This is a genomic window from Pseudarthrobacter leeuwenhoeki, from assembly GCF_055412885.1.
Map to the genome: position 1 here is coordinate 166,349 of NZ_JBVAYY010000002.1, position 21,354 is coordinate 187,702.

20 protein-coding genes and 1 pseudogene are annotated in these 21,354 nt (G+C 68.3%); 20 read left to right on the forward strand and 1 reads right to left on the reverse strand.

Translation table 11 applies throughout. The features are described from left to right. The first annotated feature begins 143 nt into the window (after positions 1-143). From ACZYX4_RS02470 to ACZYX4_RS02520, 11 genes and pseudogenes are all read left to right on the forward strand, one after another. Complete coding sequence (locus ACZYX4_RS02470) at positions 144-1,220, forward strand: ATP-dependent DNA ligase (protein WP_463873418.1); 1,077 nt, start codon at positions 144-146, stop codon at positions 1,218-1,220. 228 nt (positions 1,221-1,448) lie between these two features. Next, positions 1,449-1,568: pseudogene (locus ACZYX4_RS02475) on the forward strand (shikimate dehydrogenase); the annotation flags it as partial. A gap of 271 nt (positions 1,569-1,839) precedes the next feature. Further along, positions 1,840-2,736: a protocatechuate 3,4-dioxygenase subunit beta gene (gene pcaH, locus ACZYX4_RS02480; protein ID WP_463873420.1), complete on the forward strand. Its 897-nt coding sequence runs from the start codon at positions 1,840-1,842 to the stop codon at positions 2,734-2,736. After that, positions 2,729-3,295: a protocatechuate 3,4-dioxygenase subunit alpha gene (gene pcaG, locus ACZYX4_RS02485; protein WP_463873423.1), complete on the forward strand. Its 567-nt coding sequence runs from the start codon at positions 2,729-2,731 to the stop codon at positions 3,293-3,295. Before pcaH ends, pcaG begins: the two co-directional genes overlap by 8 nt. Then, on the forward strand, positions 3,292-4,824 hold the full coding sequence (locus tag ACZYX4_RS02490) for a lyase family protein (protein WP_463873425.1): 1,533 nt from the start codon (positions 3,292-3,294) through the stop codon (positions 4,822-4,824). The genes pcaG and ACZYX4_RS02490 overlap by 4 nt, the downstream gene beginning before the upstream one ends. Continuing rightward, entirely contained in the window at positions 4,817-5,635 is an 819-nt protein-coding gene (locus ACZYX4_RS02495; RefSeq protein ID WP_463873426.1) for an alpha/beta fold hydrolase, read from the forward strand. The genes ACZYX4_RS02490 and ACZYX4_RS02495 overlap by 8 nt, the downstream gene beginning before the upstream one ends. Beyond that, the gene (gene pcaC / locus ACZYX4_RS02500) at positions 5,632-6,132 is read left to right on the forward strand and encodes a 4-carboxymuconolactone decarboxylase (protein ID WP_463873427.1); all 501 of its coding nucleotides are present in this window, start codon (positions 5,632-5,634) and stop codon (positions 6,130-6,132) included. The genes ACZYX4_RS02495 and pcaC overlap by 4 nt, the downstream gene beginning before the upstream one ends. Then, positions 6,129-7,370, forward strand: coding sequence for a thiolase family protein (locus ACZYX4_RS02505; RefSeq protein ID WP_463873428.1), 1,242 nt, complete (start codon positions 6,129-6,131; stop codon positions 7,368-7,370). The genes pcaC and ACZYX4_RS02505 overlap by 4 nt, the downstream gene beginning before the upstream one ends. Positions 7,371-7,373: 3 nt before the next feature. Beyond that, the gene (locus ACZYX4_RS02510; RefSeq protein ID WP_463873429.1) at positions 7,374-8,033 is read left to right on the forward strand and encodes a 3-oxoacid CoA-transferase subunit A; all 660 of its coding nucleotides are present in this window, start codon (positions 7,374-7,376) and stop codon (positions 8,031-8,033) included. 1 nt (position 8,034) lies between these two features. Beyond that, positions 8,035-8,727, forward strand: coding sequence for a 3-oxoacid CoA-transferase subunit B (locus tag ACZYX4_RS02515; RefSeq protein ID WP_463873431.1), 693 nt, complete (start codon positions 8,035-8,037; stop codon positions 8,725-8,727). A gap of 47 nt (positions 8,728-8,774) precedes the next feature. Continuing rightward, on the forward strand, positions 8,775-9,590 hold the full coding sequence (locus ACZYX4_RS02520) for an IclR family transcriptional regulator domain-containing protein (RefSeq protein WP_463873432.1): 816 nt from the start codon (positions 8,775-8,777) through the stop codon (positions 9,588-9,590). A gap of 5 nt (positions 9,591-9,595) precedes the next feature. Here the strand turns inward: ACZYX4_RS02520 and ACZYX4_RS02525 are convergent, their stop codons facing one another. Continuing rightward, positions 9,596-9,835: a hypothetical protein gene (locus ACZYX4_RS02525; RefSeq protein ID WP_463873434.1), complete on the reverse strand. Its 240-nt coding sequence runs from the start codon at positions 9,833-9,835 to the stop codon at positions 9,596-9,598. A 227-nt stretch (positions 9,836-10,062) separates the two neighbouring features. On the opposite strand from ACZYX4_RS02525, the gene ACZYX4_RS02530 reads away from it, so the two are divergent. The 9 genes from ACZYX4_RS02530 (at position 10,063) to ACZYX4_RS02570 (ending at position 21,310) form a co-directional block, all read left to right on the forward strand. Continuing rightward, the gene (locus ACZYX4_RS02530) at positions 10,063-11,001 is read left to right on the forward strand and encodes a diacylglycerol/lipid kinase family protein (protein WP_463873435.1); all 939 of its coding nucleotides are present in this window, start codon (positions 10,063-10,065) and stop codon (positions 10,999-11,001) included. 522 nt (positions 11,002-11,523) lie between these two features. Further along, the gene (locus tag ACZYX4_RS02535; RefSeq protein WP_463873436.1) at positions 11,524-13,008 is read left to right on the forward strand and encodes a sugar transferase; all 1,485 of its coding nucleotides are present in this window, start codon (positions 11,524-11,526) and stop codon (positions 13,006-13,008) included. A 17-nt stretch (positions 13,009-13,025) separates the two neighbouring features. After that, positions 13,026-14,114 (forward strand): Gfo/Idh/MocA family protein, encoded by a 1,089-nt coding sequence (locus tag ACZYX4_RS02540; RefSeq protein WP_463873437.1) that lies wholly within the window; start codon positions 13,026-13,028, stop codon positions 14,112-14,114. Further along, complete coding sequence (locus tag ACZYX4_RS02545) at positions 14,111-15,106, forward strand: NAD-dependent epimerase/dehydratase family protein (protein ID WP_463873439.1); 996 nt, start codon at positions 14,111-14,113, stop codon at positions 15,104-15,106. The genes ACZYX4_RS02540 and ACZYX4_RS02545 overlap by 4 nt, the downstream gene beginning before the upstream one ends. Beyond that, complete coding sequence (locus ACZYX4_RS02550) at positions 15,103-16,275, forward strand: DegT/DnrJ/EryC1/StrS family aminotransferase (RefSeq protein WP_463873440.1); 1,173 nt, start codon at positions 15,103-15,105, stop codon at positions 16,273-16,275. Before ACZYX4_RS02545 ends, ACZYX4_RS02550 begins: the two co-directional genes overlap by 4 nt. Next, positions 16,268-16,927, forward strand: coding sequence for an acetyltransferase (locus ACZYX4_RS02555; protein WP_463873442.1), 660 nt, complete (start codon positions 16,268-16,270; stop codon positions 16,925-16,927). Before ACZYX4_RS02550 ends, ACZYX4_RS02555 begins: the two co-directional genes overlap by 8 nt. Positions 16,928-16,947: 20 nt before the next feature. Continuing rightward, a complete protein-coding gene (locus ACZYX4_RS02560) occupies positions 16,948-18,057 on the forward strand; it encodes a DegT/DnrJ/EryC1/StrS family aminotransferase (RefSeq protein ID WP_463873443.1) in 1,110 nt (369 codons plus the stop codon). A gap of 28 nt (positions 18,058-18,085) precedes the next feature. Next, entirely contained in the window at positions 18,086-18,679 is a 594-nt protein-coding gene (locus ACZYX4_RS02565; protein ID WP_463873445.1) for an acyltransferase, read from the forward strand. Positions 18,680-18,688: 9 nt separating this feature from the next. Then, positions 18,689-21,310: a WecB/TagA/CpsF family glycosyltransferase gene (locus tag ACZYX4_RS02570; RefSeq protein WP_463873446.1), complete on the forward strand. Its 2,622-nt coding sequence runs from the start codon at positions 18,689-18,691 to the stop codon at positions 21,308-21,310. Positions 21,311-21,354 lie beyond the last annotated feature (44 nt).

A 21,354-nucleotide genomic window follows, 5' to 3' on the forward strand; every position in this document is an offset into this window, starting at 1 on the left:
ATTGTTGCCGTTGCGTTTCGGCCCGGTAAGACGTGGGTTAGCGATCGACGCCGCGGGAGTTGCCTGCTCCCCGATAGTTGTCGAAGAAAGCCGGTGCGGCCCGGCCTCTGGCGGGCGGCTCGCTGCGCGGCCACAATGGGCCTATGCGACTGCCGCTGATGCCCCCGATTGCGCCCATGCTGGCGAAGGCCGTGACGTCCCTGCCGGACGGTGCGCTGATGTTCGAGCCGAAGTGGGACGGGTTCCGGTCGATCATCTTTCGCGATGGCGGGGACGTGGAGATCGGCAGCCGCAACGGCAAGCCCCTGACCCGCTACTTCCCTGAACTGGTCGAGGCGTTAAAGGCAAACCTCCCGCCGCGCTGCGTGCTCGACGGCGAGATCATCGTGGTCGGCGCCGCCGGGGACCGGCTCGACTTCGACACCCTGCAACAGCGGATCCACCCCGCCGCGAGCAGGGTCCGCCTGCTGGCCGAACAGACGCCGGGGAGTTTTGTCGCGTTCGATCTGCTGGCGCTCGACGACGAGGACTTCACCTCGCGTCCCTTCGCTGAGCGGCGTGGGGCACTGGAACGCGTGCTCGCCGGGAGTGCGGCCCCGATCCACCTCACCGCCGCAACGCAGGACAAGGAAACCGCCCAGAAATGGTTCCACCAGTTCGAGGGGGCCGGGCTTGACGGGATCGTGGCCAAGCTGCTGGATGGGCCGTACCTGCCGGACAAGCGTTCGATGTTCAAGATCAAGCACCAACGCACCGCCGACTGCGTTCTCGCCGGGTACCGGGTGCACACCTCCGGGCCGGACCGGATCGGTTCGCTGTTGCTGGGCCTCTACGACGACGCCGGCGGACTCGCCAATGTGGGCGTGGTGGGGGCCTTCCCCATGCAGCGCCGCAAGGAGCTCTTCGGGGAGCTCCAGCCGCTCGTGACCAGCGTCGAGGATCACCCCTGGGACTGGGCCCGGCAGGCGGAAGGGACCCGGACCCCGCGCAATGCCGAGGGCAGCCAATGGAGCGGAGGCAAGGACCTGTCCTTCACCCCGCTGCGGCCGGACCGCGTGGTGGAAGTGAAATACGACCACATGGAAGGGGCGCGGTTCCGCCACACGGCCCAGTTTGTCCGCTGGCGCCCGGACCGGGATCCGCGTTCCTGCAGCTACGAACAACTTGAGGAACCTGTCACGTACGATCTGGCCGCGGTGCTGGGGACCGGAAAAGCCTGACGCCAGGGCGGAGCAGGCCCCGGCCTGCGCTCTCCCTTCCGGGGCTGCGGCCCGAAGCAACCGGGCGGGAGCGCTGCGGCCGGTCCGGCCCGCGAGCCCCTGCGTTCGCTAGTAGAACAAGAGTGCAACATATGAACAATTGCGGTACTGTAATCCCCAACACCCGGCCTGCGGCCGGCGCCACGTGCGTCCCGCCCGCCGAGGGCCGTTGTCAAAGGAGCTATACGGATGAGCAATCGGGCAGAGTCCTTCCTTATGGGCCTGATAGGCGATGGCGTCGCGCCGTCCCTCACTCCCCCCGTGCACGAACGCGAAGGCGATGTGCAGGGCCTCCGGTACCTCCACCGGGCGAAGGGCAGTTCGAACTCGCCACATTCCTCGGCCCGCCGGAGCAAGACTGTGCAATTGTGGACTATGGGCCACGCCCGCGCGATCAGCAATGAGGAGTCTGCCGAGGACCCCCCGTCGGCCGGTGTGCCCGCAATTTCCGCCCTGGGCTTCGACGTCGGTTCCCCCATGATCGACCACGTCAACCAGGCGCAGCCCTCACCAGCTGAACCCCACGTCCTGACCGGCCAAAGCAAAGCCAAACACCAACACCCAACGAAAGGAGGCTGCTGTGCCTGAAGAAATGGACCTTGAGTTCTACAACGCGTATCCGCTCACCGAGGACGTGTCCGACGAAGTCACGGAGGCCGCACCGAAGACGTACGCGCCCCTGGACACTGCCGCGGAGTCTCAGGCGGACCTCAGCGCCGAGATGAAGGCGCTCGCCGATGCCTACGCCCTGGCGCGCAGGAACGGTGCCCCGGCGGAGATCCAGCCGCGGCTGGACTATGCCCCGTACCGCAGCAGCGTCCTGCGCCACCCCACCAAGGACCTGCACCACGCGGACCCGGAGACCATTGAGCTGTACTCACCGGCCTTCGGGCACATGGATGTCCACGCCCTCGAAGCGGACCTGACCATCCAGCACAACGGTGAACCGCTGGGCGAACGCATCATCGTCTCCGGCCGCGTGCTCGACGGCGACGGCCGTCCCGTCGCGGGCCAGCTGGTGGAGATCTGGCAGGCGAACTCCGCCGGCCGCTACATCCACAAACGGGACCAGCACCCGGCACCGCTGGACCCCAACTTCACCGGCGTCGGCCGCTGCATCACGGGCGCTGACGGCTCCTACAGCTTCACCACGATCAAGCCCGGCGCCTACCCGTGGAAAAACCACCTCAACGCCTGGCGCCCGGCGCACATCCACTTCTCCCTGTTCGGGCAGGAGTTCACGCAGCGGATCGTCACCCAGATGTACTTCCCGGGCGACCAACTCTTCCCCCTGGACCCGATCTACCAGTCGATTGTTGACCAGGACGCCCGGGACCGGCTCGTGGCCACCTACAACCACGAGCAGACCAAGCCCGAGTGGGCCCCGGCGTACAACTGGGACATCGTCCTGACCGGGTCAAAGCGGACCTGGACAGAGAACGAAGCCCTGGGAGCAGAAGGAGACGAGCATGAGTAAACTCACCCCGACACCAGGCCAGACCGTGGGCCCCTTTTACGGCTACGCGCTGCCCTACGCCAAGGACCGCGAGCTGCTGGCCCCCGGCTCCCCGGGCTCCATCCGGCTCCAGGGCACCGTCCTTGACGGCGTCGGACACCCGGTCCCGGACGCGATCCTGGAAATCTGGCAGGCCGATGCAGAGGGCAAGGTCCCGCACCACACGGGTTCGCTGGTGCGCGACGGCTACACCTTCACCGGCTTCGGCCGCAGCGCCGTGGGCAACACCGGCGTCTTCACCTTCACCACGGTCAATCCCGGACCCACCGGGGACGGCGCGGCGCCGTTCATCGCCGTCGCGGTCTTCGCCCGTGGCCTCATGAACCGGCTCTTCACCCGGATCTACCTGCCGGAAAATGAGGCGGCGCTGGCCGCGGATCCGCTGCTGTCCTCGCTGGATCCGGAACGCCGCAAGACGCTGATCGCACGCCGGGACCCCGACGGCGGCCTGAGCTGGGATATCCGGCTTCAGGGTGCGGGCGAGACGGTGTTCCTCGACTTCGAGGGCACCTCGAAGTGATCTCCCGTGACACCAGCGGAGCCACCGGGGGCGACGCCGGCCTGCAGGGCGATTTTGGCCTCCTGAGTCCCGTGTCGGCGGCGTCCCTGGTGGCGGCGCTGACCGGGGACCGGGCCGTGCTGGCCGCCATTCTCCGGGTCGAGGCCGCCTGGGCCACAGTCCTGGAAGGCACGTCCTTGGCGCCCGCCGGGTCCGCCGCGGTCGTCGCCGCGGCGGCCGAGGTGGGCCGTTATGACCTTCCGGGCCTTGCCGTGCGCGCCCAGGGCGGCGCCAATCCGGTAATCCCGCTGCTGGCGGATCTCCGCGCGCAGGTCAAGGCCCTTGATTCGGCAGGAATCGGTGCCGGGAAAGCCGTGCACACCTCGCTGACCAGCCAGGACGTCCTTGACAGTGCCCTCATGCTGCTGGCCCGTGACGCCGTCCGCGCATTGCTCGCCGAGCTCAAGGAGACGACGGCGGCACTGGCCGCCCTCGCCGCACAGCATACGGACACCCTGTGCGTGGGCCGTAGCCTCACCCAGCACTCGCTGCCGTTCAGCTTCGGACTCAAGGCGGCCCAATGGTTCCACGGACTCGCCGCGGCCGCACGCCGGCTGGAGGCCCTCGACTTCCCGGTGCAGACCGGGGGAGCAGCCGGAACCCTGGCCGCGGGCACCGTCCTGACTGCGGGATCGGGCCTCAGCCCCCTGGATCTCTCGGACCGGCTGGCCGCGGAACTCGGCCTCGCCGCTGTCCCTGCGCCCTGGCACACGAACCGGCTGGCCGTCACGTCCCTCGGCGACGCCCTGGCCTCGGTCACCGACGCTGCGGGCAAGATCGCCTCCGACGTGCTGTTCCTCAGCCGCCCGGAGGTCGCCGAACTCGCCGAGCCCCGTGCCGCCGGCCGGGGCGGGTCCTCGGCCATGCCGCAGAAACAGAACCCGGTGCTGTCCGTGCTGGTCCGCAGCGCAGCCCTGCAGGCGCCCGGCCAGGCCGCACAACTGCACCTGGCCGCCGCCAACTTCAACGATGAACGCCCCGACGGTGCCTGGCACAGCGAATGGCCGGCGCTCCGCCAGCTCCTCCGCCTCGCCCTCGGCGCCGCCGTGCAGCTCCGCGAACTCGCCGAGGGCCTGCAGGTCTTCCCCCGGGCCATGCGGCGGAACCTGGATCTTTCCGGCCCACTGCTGCTCAGCGAGGCCGTCACGGCCACCGTCGCACCGCTCCTGTCCGGCAGCGTCCCGGGCAAGAGCAGCGCGGACGGCAAGCAGCGGCTGCAGGCCGTGGTGGACCGGACACTCCAGGTCCCGGCCGCGGACCAGGCGTCCACCTACCGGCGGCTGCTCCGCGCGGCCGTCCCGCCGGAGCTGCTCTCCGACATCCGGCTGGCGGAGCTGCTCGATCCGGCCAACTACCTCGGCCAGGCCGCCGAAATCTCCCGGCGCATCCTCGCCGCCTACCCGGAGTACGGCGTCAGCGTCACCGACACGGTCGCCGGATCCCACCCCGCACCACCGACCCCCGAACTGAACGGAGCCTCCCGTGGCTAGGCCAACAGTCAAGGCAGTACTGCTCTCGCCCCAGCGCCCGCTGGGGGACAAGCCCCTCCTCGTGGTGGGCCCGTCCCTGGGCACGTCCACGTTGCTGTGGACCCAGGCCGGCGCCCTGCTCGGGGACGATGTCGACGTCGTCGCCTGGGACCTGCCGGGCCACGGCATCTCACCGGCCGCGAAGGAAACGTTCACCGTTGCCGAACTGGCCGACGCCGTCGTCGAGCTGGTGGATTCGATCGCCCCCGGAGCCCGATTCCACTACGCCGGCGTGTCGCTGGGCGGCGCCGCCGGCCTGCAGCTGGGCATCAAACACGGCGAACGGCTTAAGAGCCTGTCCGTGCAGTGCACCGGAGCGAAGCTTGGCACGCCCGAGGGCTGGCTGGAACGCGCGGAAACTGTCCGCACCCAGGGCACACCCGTGATGATCCAGGGCTCGGCGCAGCGCTGGTTCGGCCCCGGTTTCATGGAACGCCAGCCGGAACTCAGCGGCCGGCTGCTGCACAGCCTGCGCGACGCCGACCGGTTCAGCTACGCCTTCTGCTGCGAGGCCCTCGCCGGTTTCGACGTCCGGGACGAACTCGCCAGCATCAGCGTCCCCACCCAGGCCGTCGCAGGAGCCCAGGACAGCGTGGCCCCGCCGTCCTTCGCCGAGGCGATCGCCGAGGGGATCACCGCCGGCGGCGGCACCGCCAGCGCCGTCACCCTTGAAGGGGTGGCACACCTGGCCCCGTTTGAGGCGCCCGGCCACGTCGCCGAGCTGCTGCGGAGCCTCATCACGTGGACCGAATCCAACGGAGCAGCCAAGTGACCGGCCCCGGGCTCGCCGGCGCAGATCCCGGCGGAGCAGCGCGCAACGGCGTCGTCCAGCCGGAGGCCACCAGCCAGGAAATCTACGACGGCGGGATGGAGGTCCGGCGCGAGGTGCTCGGTGCCGCGCATGTCGACCGCGCCAACGCCACCAAGGATTCCTTCACCGAGGACTTCCAGGACATGATCACCCGGATCGCCTGGGGCGGCATCTGGACCCGGCCGGGCCTGACCCGGCAGATGCGCTCCGCGGTCACCATCACCGCGATGGTGGCCCACGGCCACTGGGAAGAACTGGCCATGCACCTCCGCGCCGCGGTCACCAACGGCCTGAGCCGGGACGAGATCAAGGAAATCCTGCTGCAGACCGCCATCTACTGCGGGGTTCCCGCCGCCAACACCGCCTTCAAGACAGCGCAGCAAGTCTTCCATTCCATGGACAACACCGGGATGGACAACACCGGGATGGACAACACTGAAACGGACAAGAGCCCATGAACCAGGCCTACCTCTACGACGCCGTGCGCACCCCGTTCGGCAGGTTCGGCGGCGGGCTCGCCGGTGTCCGCCCGGACGATCTCGCGGCCCACGTGATCGGCGAGGCCGTGAAGCGCGCGCCGACGCTCGACGTCGAGCGCATCGATGAGGTCATCTTCGGCAACGCCAACGGCGCAGGCGAGGAAAACCGCAACATCGCCCGGATGGGCACCCTGCTGGCGGGCCTGCCGGTCTCGATCCCCGGCACCACCGTCAACCGGCTCTGCGGCTCCTCCCTGGACGCGGCGATCATCGCTTCCCGCCAGATCAACACCGGCGACGCGGAGCTCATGCTGGTCGGCGGCGCCGAATCGATGTCCCGCGCCCCCTGGGTGCTGCCCAAAACGGAGAAGCCCTACCCGGCCGGGGACATGACCCTGGTCTCCACCACCCTGGGCTGGCGGCTGGTGAACCAGGCCATGCGCCCGGACTGGACCGTGTCCCTGGGCGAGGCCACCGAACGGCTGGCCGGGAAGTACGGGATCACCCGTCAGGCGCAGGACGAATTCTCCGCCAATTCCCACAATCTCGCCGCCGCGGCCTGGGACGGGGGCTTCTACGACCGGCTCGTCACCGTGGTCCCGGGCACCGAGCTCACCCGGGACGAAAGCATCCGTCCCGGGTCCTCGGCGGAGAAACTCGCCGGGCTCAAAACCGTGTTCCGGACCGGAAACGGCACCGTCACCGCCGGGAACGCCTCACCGCTCTCCGACGGCGCGTCCGCGGCCTGGCTCGGATCCGAGGACGCCGCCGGCCTGCTCGGCCTGGATCCGCTGGCCCGGATCGCCGGCCGCGGCGCGCACGCCAACGACCCCCAGTACTTTGGCTACGCCCCCGTGGAGGCCGCGAACAAGGCCCTCGCCAAGGCCGGCATCGGCTGGGACCAGGTCGGCGCCGTCGAACTCAACGAGGCCTTCGCCGCGCAGTCCCTGGCCTGCATCAACGCCTGGGGCATCGATGCCTCGATCGTGAACAGGCACGGCGGCGCGATCGCCATGGGCCACCCGCTGGGCGCCTCCGGCGGCCGCATCCTCGGCACCCTGGCCCGGTCCCTGCAGGCCTCCGGCGAACGCTGGGGCGTCGCCGCGATCTGCATCGGCGTCGGCCAGGGCCTCGCCGTCGTGCTCGAAAACGTCACCGCATCCGGCGCGCCCCCGGCAACAGCACTGCCGGCAAAAACAGTCACAGGAAAGGGCTAGGACATGCTGAACTTTGTAGACAGCGTCGGAGAGGCTGTCGCTGGCATCAAGGACGGCTCCACCGTCATGATCGGCGGCTTCGGCAACGCCGGCCAGCCCTTCGAACTCATCGACGCGCTGATGGACTGCGGCGCCACCGGCCTCACCGTGGTCAACAACAACGCCGGCCAGGGCGACCAGGGCCTCGCACTGCTGATCAAGGAAGGGCGGGTGAAGAAGATGATCTGCTCCTTCCCGAGGCAGTCCGACTCCTGGCACTTCGACGCGAAGTTCCGCGCCGGCGAGATCGAGCTCGAACTCGTCCCGCAGGGCAACCTCGCCGAACGGATCCGTGCCGCCGGCGCCGGAATCGGCGGATTCTTCACCCCCACTGGCTACGGCACCATGCTGGCCGAAGGCAAGGAAACCCGCATCCTCGACGGCCGCGGGCAGGTCTTCGAGACCCCCATCCACGCCGACGTCGCCCTCATCAAGGCGCTCACGGCCGACGGCAAGGGCAACCTCGTCTACCGCAAGACGGCCCGGAACTTCGGCCCGATTATGGCCGCCGCGGCCAAACACACCGTGGTCCAGGTCTCCGGGATCGTCCCCGCGGGCGGCCTCGACCCGGAGATCATCGTGACCCCCGGAATCTACGTCAACAGCATTGTGAAGGTGGCCTGAGATGAGCATCCAGTCCAACAGCCAGGCCGGAATCCAGACCTCCGACAAGCCGCTGGGCCGCGACGATCTGGCCCGCCTGGTGGCCCGGGACATCAAGCCCGGCTCTTTCGTGAACCTGGGCATCGGCCAGCCCACCCTGGTCTCCAACTACCTCGAGCCGGAGCAGAACATCACGCTCCACACGGAGAACGGCATGCTGGGCATGGGCCCTGAAGCCACCGGGGACCAGATCGACGGCGACCTCATCAACGCCGGCAAAATCCCGGTGACCGAACTTCCCGGAGCGTCCTACTTCCACCACGCTGACTCCTTCGCGATCATGCGCGGCGGGCACCTCGACATCTGCGTGCTTGGGGCCTTCCAGGTTTCCGCGACCGGCGATCTCGCCAACTGGCACACCGGAGCGCCGGACGCAATTCCGGCCGTCGGCGGGGCGATGGACCTCGCCACCGGCGCCAAGGATGTCTTCGTCATGATGACCCTCCTGACCCGCGAAGGGATCTCCAAACTTGTCGGGACCTGCAGCTACCCGCTCACCGGCATCAATTGTGTGACCCGCGTGTACACGGACAAGGCTGTCTTCCTGACCGGACCCGGCGGGGTCGAGGTCCGGGAAACCTTCGGCTGCACCCTCGGGGAGCTGCAGGACATGGTTCCGGTCCCGCTCAGGGCCGCGACCGCCGTCGGAGGCTGAGCATCCGCTCGCACGGATAAAGTGGTGCGGGACCGAGAGGCATGGAAATGATTGACGCAGCAAAGGCCGCCGGGGCCGGTGGCGCGCCGGCGGCCAGTGACCAGTACGTGCAGTCGCTGGCGCGCGGGCTGGCGGTGATCCGCGCCTTCGACACGGACCACCCGAAGATGACGCTGACTGAGGTGGCGGCCCGGACGGACCTGACCCGGGCCACGGCGCGGCGGTTCCTGCACACGCTCGTGGAGTTGGGTTACGTCCGCACCGACGGCAAGATTTTTGCCCTGACCGCCAAGGTGCTGCAGCTCGGCTACGCCTATCTGTCCGGGCTGTCGCTGCCGCAGCTCGCCCAGCCCCACCTCGAGGAGCTCTCGCTCCAACTCGGGGAGTCGACGTCGGCCGCCGTGCTGGACGGCACGGACATCGCCTACATCGCCCGGGTGGCGACGCGCCGGATCATGGCCGTCGGCATCACCGTCGGCACCCGGTTTCCGGCGTACGCCACCTCGATGGGCCGGGTGTTGCTTGCGGCACTGCCGCCCGCCCAGCTGCAGGAATGCCTCGCCGGCACAGAAATCCGGCCCCTGACCCCGCTGTCCATCGGGACGCGCGAAGGGCTGCTGGCCGAACTGGCCACCGTCAGGGAGCAGGGCTGGTGCCTGCTGAACCAGGAACTTGAGCTAGGGCTGATGTCCATCGCCGCACCGGTCCACGACGGTCCCAAGGTGGTCGCCGCGATCAACGTCTCATTGCAGGCCCAGGCGGTCGCGAGCCGGCCGGACCCGGCGGCCTTCCTGGACTCCGTGCGGGTGGCAACGGTGGCCACCGCCGAAGTCATCTCCGCGGACCTGTCCTCCGGGCGTTAGGGTGCTCAGCTGGAAGGATCCGCCGACGGTGCGGTGGAGACCGTGATGGTGACCCCTTCGGCGTCGTCACGGATCAACAGACGCAGGTCCTTGCCCACAAGTGAGGCATGGATGTCCTCGCTGTCCGCTGGGGCGAGCTGCTCCGCCAGCCGTGTGACCGCCCGCGACATGGCGCGGCCCCAGTCGTGGGGGTCGGTGCTGGACGCTTCGGCCTCGGCCGAGTAGTTCTCCTGTGGTTCGGACATGTACTCCTGCTTCCCGCCCCTGGAGTGCTGCCTGTCAGGCTGATCCGGACAGGCGCCGGCCCGAAAATGACTTGGGACGGCTGGCTCCAGTACTTGAGCATGGCCAGTCTAGTGACTCCGGAGCGCGGACGTCCACGGTTCGGGCCCGGGCTGCGGAAGTTACGGGCGGAATCCCGCTAGGCTTTCACTCCGGGACACCCCACGCCCACGGACCTCCGAAGGACGCCATGCCAGAGAACAAATCCGCGCCTGACAGCACCCCACAGGTTAGGCGCGCCGCCGTCGTCATCAACCCTGCCAAATCAGGGGGTCCTGCGCTCCGGGGCGCAATCCTCCGGCTGTGCGAAACGCAGGGCTGGGCCGAGCCGCTCTGGCTCGAAACCACGGTCGAAGACCCGGGCACCGGCCAGGCGCGCCAGGCCCTGGAGGCCGGGGTCGACGTCGTCATTGCCGCCGGCGGCGACGGCACCGTTCGTTGCGTGGCCGAGGTGGTTGCCGGCACCGGAACAGCCCTGGGGCTGGTGCCGCTGGGAACCGGAAACCTCCTGGCCCGCAACCTCGGCGTGAATATCACCGACCCGGTCGCGGCCTGCTACGACGTGCTCAACGGCAGCGAAAAAGCCATCGATGTCGTCAAGGCCAGGCTGAACCACGCGGGCGAGGAACAGGTGTTCCTGGTGATGGCCGGGCTGGGCTACGACGCCGCCATCATGGCCGACACCGTCGATGTGCTGAAGGACCGCATGGGCTGGCTCGCGTACGTGGAGGCGGGCATCCGCAAACTCCCCGGCAAACCGGTCAGGGCGAGGATCAGCGTCGATGGCGGGGAACCCGTCCGCCGCAGGATCCGCAGCGTCATGATCGGCAATTGCGGCCGGATCATGGGCGGAGTCGAGATCTTCCCGGACGCCAAGCTCAACGACGGCCTGCTGGACCTGCTGGTCCTGGCCCCGCGCGGCCGGCTCGGCTGGCTGGGCGTTGTTGCCGGGATCTTCGGCCGGAACAAGCGCGAGACCGAATCAGTGGAGTACTTCCAGGGCAAATCCGCCGAGATCACCCTGGAGCAGGAACAGGAATTCCAGCTGGACGGTGACCACCTCGGCACCGGAATGCATCTCGCCGTGGCTGTAGAACGCGACGCCCTGAAGATCCTGATGACCGCCTAAAATAGCTTCCTCCGGCGTTTGGCGCTACCTGCCTGCCAATATTCCGGTACCAGCGCAGGGGGCCATGCCCGGGTAGTGAGTACTACCCGGGCATGGCCCCAAGAGCATGGTTCGCAAAGGCAGGTATCAACCACTCGTGACCTAGGTATTCCTACCAACTTTGATTGGCTCAGGCATTAAACGATGCAGCCAATTGCCTTTGGAGGGAGCCGCAATGGCACGCCGGTTCGTGGTCGCCCTGGGTGTTTGGCCTAATGACCGGACATCTTTGATTTGTGCGGATGACGCGTCCGACGGCCCGCGGCCCACTGACCCTGGCAGGTGCCTGTGACACCGCGGTCCGAGGGCCTGCCGCACGGCTTGGCCCTCCACCTTCCCGGATACACCGCTGACCGCCCCGGGGGGACGGTGGCCGACCTCGCGTATGCGCCCCACGCCCTTCACGCGTCCCAGGGCAGCCACGGAGCGCCCGCAACCTTCGTGCCACCCCGGCCGCCCGTTCCCCCCGCCGTGGACGCGGCGGTGCGTCCAACCGCGCCGATCGCCCCCATCTCCACCCCCACTTCGGCCCCGGCCCCGCTCTCCGGCCGGGAATGGGCGCGGTTCTTGCGCCGCGTGCTGAGTGGCACAGATGCCGTGCTGGTCCTGGTATGCCTCGTCGCTGGATTCCTCGTCCCCTTCGCGGGCACCCAGCCGTTCACGGGAAGTCTCGCTGACCTCAAAGAGGCCTTCCTCGGCGTGGTCCTCGGCGTGATGTGGGTCGCGGCCCTGGGCCTCTACCGAACCAGGGACACGAAGATCCTGGGGGCCGGGACCAGTGAATACAAGCGTGTCGCTGCCGCCAGCGGCGCGGTCTTTGGGCTGCTCGCCGTCGCCCTGGTGGCGTTCCGCGTCCAGTCGGCGTCGGCGTTCTACCTGGTCTCCCTCCCGCTGGGTCTCATCCTGCTGCCGGGCAGCCGCTGGGTTGCCCGGCGCTTGTACAACGCGCGGCAGTCCCAGGGACAATACCTCGTCAAGGCGATTGTCATCGGCCAGGCCGAGGATGTCCGCTATGTGCTCAAGCGGATCGCCCGGAAGTCCGGCGCCGTCTACGAGATCCTCGGCGTGTCGTTGCCCGGCGGGCGGCGGGGGACATCGTTCGACGTCGACGGCCAACGGGTGCCGGTCCTTTCCTCCACGGATGACGTGGTCCGGACGGTTGGCCTCTGCGGGGCAGAAGCGGTCATCGTGGCCGGCCCGGTTCCCGGCGGCAACCAGTTCATCCGCGAACTGGGCTGGGGGTTGGAAGAGCACCAGGCGGAACTGGTGCTGGCCTCGTCCCTGACCAACGTTGCCGGTCCCCGGATCCACTGGCGTCCGGTGGAAGGGCTGCCGTTGATGCACGTGGATGTGCCCAGGTACAGCGGCGCCAAGCACGCGTTCAAGCGGCTGCTGGACATTGCGGTGGCCGCGCCTGCCCTGGTCCTGCTGTCACCTCTCTTCCTCGTTTTGGCGGTCATCATCAAGCGCGACAGCCCGGGACCTGTCCTGTTCCGGCAAGAGCGGGTAGGCAAATCCGGGCAGCCATTCCGGATGCTCAAGTTCCGGTCCATGGTCACAGACGCCGAAGCCGCGCTGGCTGGTCTCGGGGCGCAGAACGAAGGAGCCGGCGTTCTCTTCAAAATGCACAATGATCCCCGGGTGACCCGCTGCGGACGCTGGATGCGCCGTTACTCGCTGGACGAACTGCCGCAGTTGTGGAACGTCCTGCGCGGCGAGATGAGCCTGGTTGGGCCCCGCCCTCCGTTGCAGCGTGAGGTGGGCGGCTACGAGCGGCACACGCGCCGGCGGCTGCTGATCAAACCGGGGATTACCGGGCTGTGGCAGGTCAATGGCCGTTCGGATCTGCCGTGGGATGAGGCGGTGCGGCTGGATCTCTACTACGTCGAAAACTGGTCGATCATGGGCGACGTCATCATCATATGGCGCACCTTCAGGGCTATGTGCGCCCCTGCCGGCGCGTACTGACTGAATGAGGAAACACAATGGATGAAACACGTTCGGGGTACTCCCGCGGCCTGATGCGGGCAGCGGTCATCGGTGCAGGCTACTGGGGGCCCAACCTGGCGCGGAACTTCACCGCCAGTCCCGACTGGGAGCTGGCCGGTATCGTCGACCTGGACCAGCCACGGGCCGCCAAACTCGCCGCGGCCCAGGGCGGGGTTCCCGTCTTCCGGTCCATTGACGAGTTGCTGGATACGGCCGACGTTGACGCCGTTGCGATTGCCACGCCGGCCCACACCCACCACGGCATTGCCCTGACGGCGCTGAAGGCGGGGAAACATGTCCTGGTCGAGAAACCCCTCGCCGACAGCCGGATCAAGGGGCTGGAGATGGTCGAGGAAGCGGAGGCCAAGGGGCTGGTCCTGATGGCGGACCACACGTACTGCTACACCCCGGCCGTCTTGAAGATCCGGGAACTCATCGCCGACGGGTCGCTCGGCGACATCCTGTTCATCGATTCGGTCCGGATCAACCTGGGGCTGGTCCAACCGGATGTCGATGTTTTCTGGGACCTGGCCCCGCACGACCTGTCCATCCTCGACTTCATCCTGCCCGAGGGGCTGCGGCCGATGGAGGTATCGGCGCACGGCGCGGATCCCTTGGGTACAGGCCATGCCTGCATCGGGCACCTGACGTTCGCGTTGCCCAACGACGCCATGGCCCACGTCCACGTCAACTGGTTGAGCCCGACCAAGATCCGCCAGGTGGTGATCGGCGGCTCCCGGCGCACCCTGGTCTGGGATGATTTGAATCCCCAACAGCGGCTCAGCGTCTACGACCGCGGAGTCAGCCTGGACCGCCAGACACGGTCCGCGGCCGACCGGACGGCCTCGGCAATTTCCTACCGGCTGGGTGACACCTGGTCCCCGGCACTGCCTGAACACGAGGCGCTGGGCCAGATGGTGGCCGAATTCGCCAACAGCATCCGGCAGCAGCGGCCTTCCCGGACTAGCGGCGCCTCCGGACTGCGGGTTCTGTCCGTGCTGGAGGCTGTCAGCGACAGCCTCCGCGCAGACGGGAAGGCCAGCATCGTCGTCGGTAACGAAACGAAGCTGGAGGCCAGCCGATGAGCACGCTGCAGGGCGCGCAGGTCCTGGTCACCGGCGGAGCGGGGACCATCGGTTCAACCGTCGTGGACCACTTGCTCGACGCCGGCGCCGGCAGGATTGATGTGCTGGACAACCTGGTCCGCGGCCGGCGGGCCAACCTCGATCCGGCGATCGCCAGCGGCCGGGTCCGCCTCATCGAAGGGGACATTCGCGACCGGGACCTCGTCCACGACCTGAGCCGGGGTAAGGACATCGTCTTCCACCAGGCGGCAATCCGGATCACCCAGTGCGCCGAGGAGCCCCGGCTGGCCCTGGAGGTGCTGGTCGACGGGACCTTCAACGTGCTCGAAGCCGCGTCCGACCAGCGGATCGGCAAGCTCGTGGCGGCCTCCAGTGCCTCGGTCTACGGCATGGCGGAGACCTTTCCGACGTCGGAACGCCATCACCACCACAACAACGACACGTTCTACGGCGCCGCCAAGTCCTTCAACGAGGCCATGGCCCGCAGCTTCCGTGCGATGTCCGGCCTGGACTACGTGCTGTTGCGCTATTTCAACGTTTACGGGCCCCGGATGGACGTCCATGGCCTCTACACCGAGGTGTTGGTCCGCTGGATGGAGCGCATCGAGGACGGGCTGCCGCCGCTGATCTTCGGCGACGGACAGCAGACCATGGATTTCGTCCACACCCGGGACGTGGCCCGGGCCAACATCATGGCCGCGGGCAGCGGGGTGGACGAGGGTGTGTACAACGTCGCCAGCGGTGCCGAAACCAGCCTGCTGGAACTGGCCCAGGCGCTGTTGCGGGCCATGGATTCGGAGCTGCACGTGGAGCACGGCCCCGAGCGGGCCGTCAACGGCGTCGTCCGGCGCCAGGCGGACACCGCCGCGGCCCGGCGCGACCTTGGTTTCAGTGCCGACACCGGGCTCGAAGACGGGCTGCGGGAACTGGTGGACTGGTGGCGGCCGCTGCGCGTTGAGATTGCGGATGCCAGGATCGGAGGTGTCCGGTGACGGTTAGCCAGGACCGGGCCCTGAGCCGGATCAACGTCATGAAGCCGTGGCTGGGGACCGAGGAAGCCGAGGCCGTGGCCGAGGTGATCGCCTCCGGCTGGGTGGCGCAGGGGCCCCGCGTGGCGCGTTTCGAGGAAGCGTTCGCCGGCACGCAGCGGGCCAGCTACGCCGTCGCCGTCTCCAACTGCACCACAGCCCTGCATCTGGCGCTGAAAGTGGCCGGCATCGGGCCGCGCGACGACGTCGTGGTCCCTTCCCTGTCCTTCATCGCCACCGCCAACGCGGTCACCTATGTGGGCGCCCGGCCGGTCTTTGCCGACGTCGAGCCGGACACCGGGAACGTGTCCGTGCGGACACTGGCCGCGGCCCTGACCCCGGCCACCCGCGCGGTGATCGTGGTCGACCAGGGCGGCATGCCGGTCGACCTGGTTCCGATCCGGGCCCTCTGCGACGGCCTGGGCATCACCGTCGTCGAGGACGCGGCCTGCGCAGCGGGCTCCACCTACCACGGCCGGCCGGTCGGAGCCGGCGCCGAGCTCTCCGCCTGGTCATTCCACCCCCGCAAAATTCTCACCACCGGGGAAGGCGGGATGCTGACCACCCACAACAAGGCCTGGGCGGACCGCGCCCGGAAGCTCCGCGAACACGCCATGAGCGTATCCGCGAACGACCGGCACTCCACAGTCCTGGCGCCGCCGGAGGAGTACGGGGAAATCGGGTTCAACTACCGTATGACGGACATTCAGGCCGCTGTCGGGCTCGTGCAATTGGGCCGGCTGGATGAGGCAGTGAACCGGCGCCGGGCCATCGTCGCTGCCTACCGGGAGGCGCTCTCCGGGGTAGCGGGGCTGCGCTTCAGCCAGGACCCCCCGTACGGCACCAGCAATTTCCAGTCTTTCTGGTGCGAAGTACTTCCGGATTTCGGCCTAGGGCGTGAGGAACTCCTCGAGCGGCTGGCCAACGACGGGATATCCGCCCGGCGGGGCATCATGGCCGCACACCGTCAGCCCGCCTACGCCGGCCTGGACACCGGCACGGCGGACCTGTCCGTGACGGAACGGCTCACGGACCACACCGTGATTCTGCCGGTCTACCACCAGCTGACCCCGGACGAGCAGTCCCGGGTCATCGATTCGATCCTGAAGGCTGCGGGGAATTCTTATGACTGAGCTGCTGCTGATTGGCGCCAGCGGCCTTGCCCGCGAGGTACTGGCCTGCGTCCGCGAGAACGGCCAGTTCGACGTCGTCGGAATCCTCGACGATGACGAATTCAGGGTCGGATCAGCCCTGGACGGCGCACCTGTCATGGGTCCCGCCAGCCACGCCCTCCGCTACCCGGAGGCACGTGTGGTCGTCTGCATCGGTGCAGGCAAGGGTAGGGAGCGGATTGTCGCCAGACTCGCCGGGCTGGGCTTCCCAAGCCACCGCTTCGCGACGGTGATCGACCCTTCCGTGCGGGTTCCATGCTGCTGCGACATCGGTCCCGGGAGCATCCTGATGGGCAATGTCACCCTGACCGCCGGCATCACGGTCGGGAGCCATGTCGTGATGATGCCCGGAGTGACGCTGACCCACGACGACGTTGTGGAGGACTTCGCCACCCTGGCTGCCGGAGTGTCGCTGGGCGGCGGAGTCCGGATTGGGCGCGCGGCCTACCTGGGCATGAACTCCTGTGTGCGGGAACGCACCAGGGTGGGGGCCGGTGCGGTGATCGGCATGGGAGCCGCCGTGTTGGGCGACGTTCCGGACGGAGAAACCTGGGCCGGGGTCCCGGCACGGGTGCTTGAACCCTCAGCGGCGGCCGCGGGTGGTGCGCGATGAGATGGCCCAGGACCGTAAGCATGTCCGTTCCCTTCGTCGATTTGGGCGCCCAGCAGGAGGAGATAGCCGCTGAAGTCGAGCTCGGGCTGAAGGACGTCTTCGCACGGACCTCCTTCATCGGAGGCCCGGCCGTGGCCGAATTTGAGCAGGCCTACGCCCGGTTCCTCGGTACCCGGAATTGCGTCGGGGTGGCCAACGGCACGGACGCCCTCGAACTGGCACTCCGTGCTTCCGGGGTCACGGCCGGAGCGGAAGTCATCCTCCCCGCTAACACCTTCATCGCGACCGCCGAAGCGGTAAGCCGGATCGGTGCCGTGCCGGTGCTCGTCGACGTCGACCCCGAGTACCTGCTGATCGATCCGGATCGGGTTGCGGAAGCGGTGACACCCCGGACCCGGGCCATTATGCCCGTCCACTTGTTCGGGCAAACGGCCTTCGTGGAGCGCCTGGCCCCGGTTGCGGCAGCCTGCGGCGCGGTGATTGTCGAAGACGCCGCCCAATCCCAGGGCGCTTCCCGCTATGGCCGCTTCGCGGGCACGCTGGGACTGGCCGCGGGCACGAGCTTCTACCCCGGCAAGAACCTCGGTGCCGCCGGGGATGCCGGGGCTGTGGTGACGGATGACGACGACGTCGCAGCCCGGGTCCGCATGCTTGGCGCCCATGGCAGCGAACGGAAGTACCATCACGACGCGGTCGGCATGAACTCGCGCCTCGACACCATCCAGGCGGTGGTGCTCAACGCCAAACTGCGCAGGCTTGCCCTGTGGAACGAACAACGGCGGCAGGCCGCGGCACGCTACCAGGAACTGCTGGCGGACCTGCCCGGCGTCGAGGTTCCCCGCACGGCCCCGGGCAACCTCGATGTCTGGCATCTGTACGTCATCCGAGTGCCAGAACGGGACCGCGTGCTGGCGGCCTTGACCGAAGCGGGTATCGACGCCGGCATCCACTACCCGGTTCCGGTGCACCTCAGCCGCGCCTACGGGGGCCTGGGCCTCGGTCCCGGATCCTTCCCGGTTACGGAGCGGGCCGCCCGCGGGATGCTGTCGCTGCCGCTCTTCCCGCACGTCAGCGAGGCGCAACAGCAGTATGTGGCGGACCAGTTGCAGGCAGCCCTGGGCCGCTCATGACGACAGAACCGATACCAGGAGGAGCGCCATGACATCCATCGCCGAAACGGCGGACGTTGCAGTCACCGCCGCCATTGGAGACGGAACGAGGATATGGCACCTCGCACAGGTTCGTGAGGACGCCACCGTGGGCAGCAACTGCACTATTGGCCGCGGCGCGTATGTCGGCCCCGGCGTCGTTCTGGGCAACAACTGCAAACTGCAGAACTACGCCCTCGTCTATGAGCCGGCATGCCTGGCTGACGGCGTCTTCGTCGGCCCCGCGGCAGTGCTCACCAACGACCTGCACCCCCGGGCGATCACCCCGGACGGCACGCTCAAGGATTCGGATGATTGGGTCGCTGTCGGCGTCACGGTCGGCAGGGGGGCGTCCATCGGGGCGGCCGCCGTTTGTATCGCCCCGGCGTCCATTGGCGAGTGGGCAACGGTGGCTGCCGGAGCGGTGGTCACACGGGACGTGGCGGCCTACGCCATTGTGGCCGGAGTCCCGGCCAGGCAGACGGGCTGGGTGGGTGAGGCCGGACACCCGCTCAAGCAGGACAGCGGCAGCTGGCTCTGCCCGGCCACCGGCCGGAGGTATGTCGAAACCAGCGGGCAACTAGCGCCAATGGTTGTGGACTGAGGAGGCGACGTGGAAAAGCTGGATAGAAGCAAGGTAATTCTTGGCGGCACACCCGTAGATCTGATGGAACCCGAACCGGCGCTGAAGAGGATACTCGCCCGGGTGACCGACGGCGCCGGCCTCCCGCCGCTCGGGGTTGCTTCGGTCAACCTGGATCATTTGCACCATTTCGGAACCGGCGGCCGCTGGGCGGGCACACTGCATGCGGATCCCGGGAGTGGCGTGGATTGGCTGTACCTTCTTGACGGGGCGCCACTGGTTTCCCAGTCCCAGCGAATCACCGGGCACCGGTGGCCCCGGCTGGCCGGCAGCGACCTGGCCTCTCCCCTGCTGGCGCGGGCAGAACAACTCGGGCTCAGGGTGGGATTCCTCGGCGGGTCCGAGGCAAACCAGCGGCTGCTGGCGCAGAAGATCGCAAATGAGCACCCTGAACTGCAACTCTCCGGCATGTGGTCCCCGAGCCGGGAGGAACTGGCCTCGGTCCCTGACTCCGAGCGGATCGCCCGCGAGATTGCCGCGTCCGGCACGCAGATCCTCTATGTGGGACTCGGCAAGCCCCGCCAGGAACTCTGGATTGACCGGTACGCGGAGGCCACGGGGGCGGCTGTCCTGCTGGCCTTCGGTGCGGCGGTGGACTTCCTGGCCGGCAGGGTCCAGCGGGCACCCGAATGGTTTTGTGCGCACGGTCTGGAATGGGGTTACCGGCTGGCACTGGAGCCCCGGCGGCTGGCCAGCCGCTATCTCGTTGACGGACCACCGGCCTACCTGAAACTGCGGACCGCCTCCTGCGCCGTCCCGCCCGCCCGCGCGGAACCCCTACCCCAGGCCGCCCCTGCCCCGCGGACACCTGGCCGCTTCACCGGGCCGGAGGGTTCGGCGGATGCCGCCGTCGTCATTGTGACCTATAACAGCTCGGGTTGCGTGGAGAAGTTGCTGGAGAGCCTGCGGGTGGAAACAGCCGACCTGACCCTGCGAGTTCTCGTCGCAGACAACTCCTCCAGCGACGGCACCCTGGACCTGGTGCGCCGCCGCCACCCCGACGTCCAGGCCTTCAGTACGGGCGGCAATCTGGGCTATTCCGGCGGGATCAACGCCGCCATGTGCCGCGCGGGCGATGCGGCCACCGTGGTGGTGCTCAACCCCGACCTCACGGTGGATCCGGGCAGCTTCAAAACGATGATGCATCGGCTGCTTGCCTCGCAGGCCGGGGCCGTGGTTCCCCGACTTGTGAACGAGGGGGGCATCACCAGCCGCTCGCTATACCGGGAGCCCACCATTTCCACGGCTGTGGGCGATGCGCTGCTGGGCCGCCGGGCGCCCAACCGGCCGAGCTGGCTGGCCGGCACGGATTTCTCCCCGGAAAGCTATGCCCACCCCCACCGAGTGGACTGGGCTACCGGTGCTGCGCTGATGGTTCGGCGTCCGCTGGCGGACGCCCTGGCGTGGGACGAGTCCTACTTCCTCTACAGCGAGGAGACGGATTTCTTCCGGGGCCTGCGGACTATGGGGGAATCCGTCTGGTACGAGCCTGAGGCCGTCATGAGCCACGCCGGCGGGGCTTCCGGCAACTCGCCGGAATTGAATGCGCTCCTGGCCGTCAACCGTGTTCGATACATCCGTAAGTACCATTCCGCCGCGTACTCCGCGGTGTTTCACGGGGCCGTCGCGCTTTCTGAACTCTTGCGGTGCTGGAAGCCGGAAAACCGGGGTGTACTGCGGACGGTGCTTGACCCGGGCAGCTGGGCTGCGCTGCCCGGACCGGACACAGACCCCGAGAAGAACGCGGACGCCGGAAGTTTCCCGCACGGCTCGGTGATTATTCCCGCGCATAACGAGGCCGCCGTGATCGCGCGGACCTTGGCGCCGCTGGCCCCGCTGGCTGCGACCGGACAACTCGAGGTGATCGTGGCCTGCAATGGTTGCAGCGATGACACTGCCACAATTGCGGGCCGATTCGAGGGCGTGACGGTGCTGGAGCTGGAGCAGCCGTCCAAGACCGCCGCGCTCAACGCCGGTGACGCCGTCGCCTCACACTGGCCGCGGCTGTATCTCGACGCGGACGTGCAGATCAGTCCGGGCACGCTGCGCGACGTTTTCAACGCGCTGCTCTCCGGCCAGATACTCGCCGCCCGTCCGGCCGCGCGATTCGACCTTCACGACGCGCACCCGCTGATCCACTCGTATTACCGCACGCGGCAGCATTTGCAGGTGCTCCGCAGCGGACTATGGGGAGGCGGTGCGTACGGCCTGTCCCAGGAGGGGCGCCAGCGTTTCCAGCAGTTCCCCGACCTGACCGCGGATGATCTGTTCGTGGATCGTCTCTTTGAACCCTCGGAAAAAGCCGTCCTGGACGTGGAGCCGGTGGTGATCTGGCCGCCGAGGACGCCCAAGGACCAATTGGCCGTGCTGCACCGCGTCTACCGCGGCAACGCCGAGCAGAACGCCCGGCACAGCACGGCCAGGCAGACGCTGTCGGAAGTCGTTCGCTCGGTTCGCGGTCCGCTCTCCGCCGTCCACGCCTCGGTTTACATGGGCTTTGCCCTGGCCGGCCGCCGGGGGGCCGCACATCCGGCGGGGTGGGAACGCGATGCCAGCACCCGACAACCGGGTGCCGGCGGCCACGTCCACTGAGGGAACACTGACCCCACGCCTGCGCAAAGCCGGGGAAGCCGCGC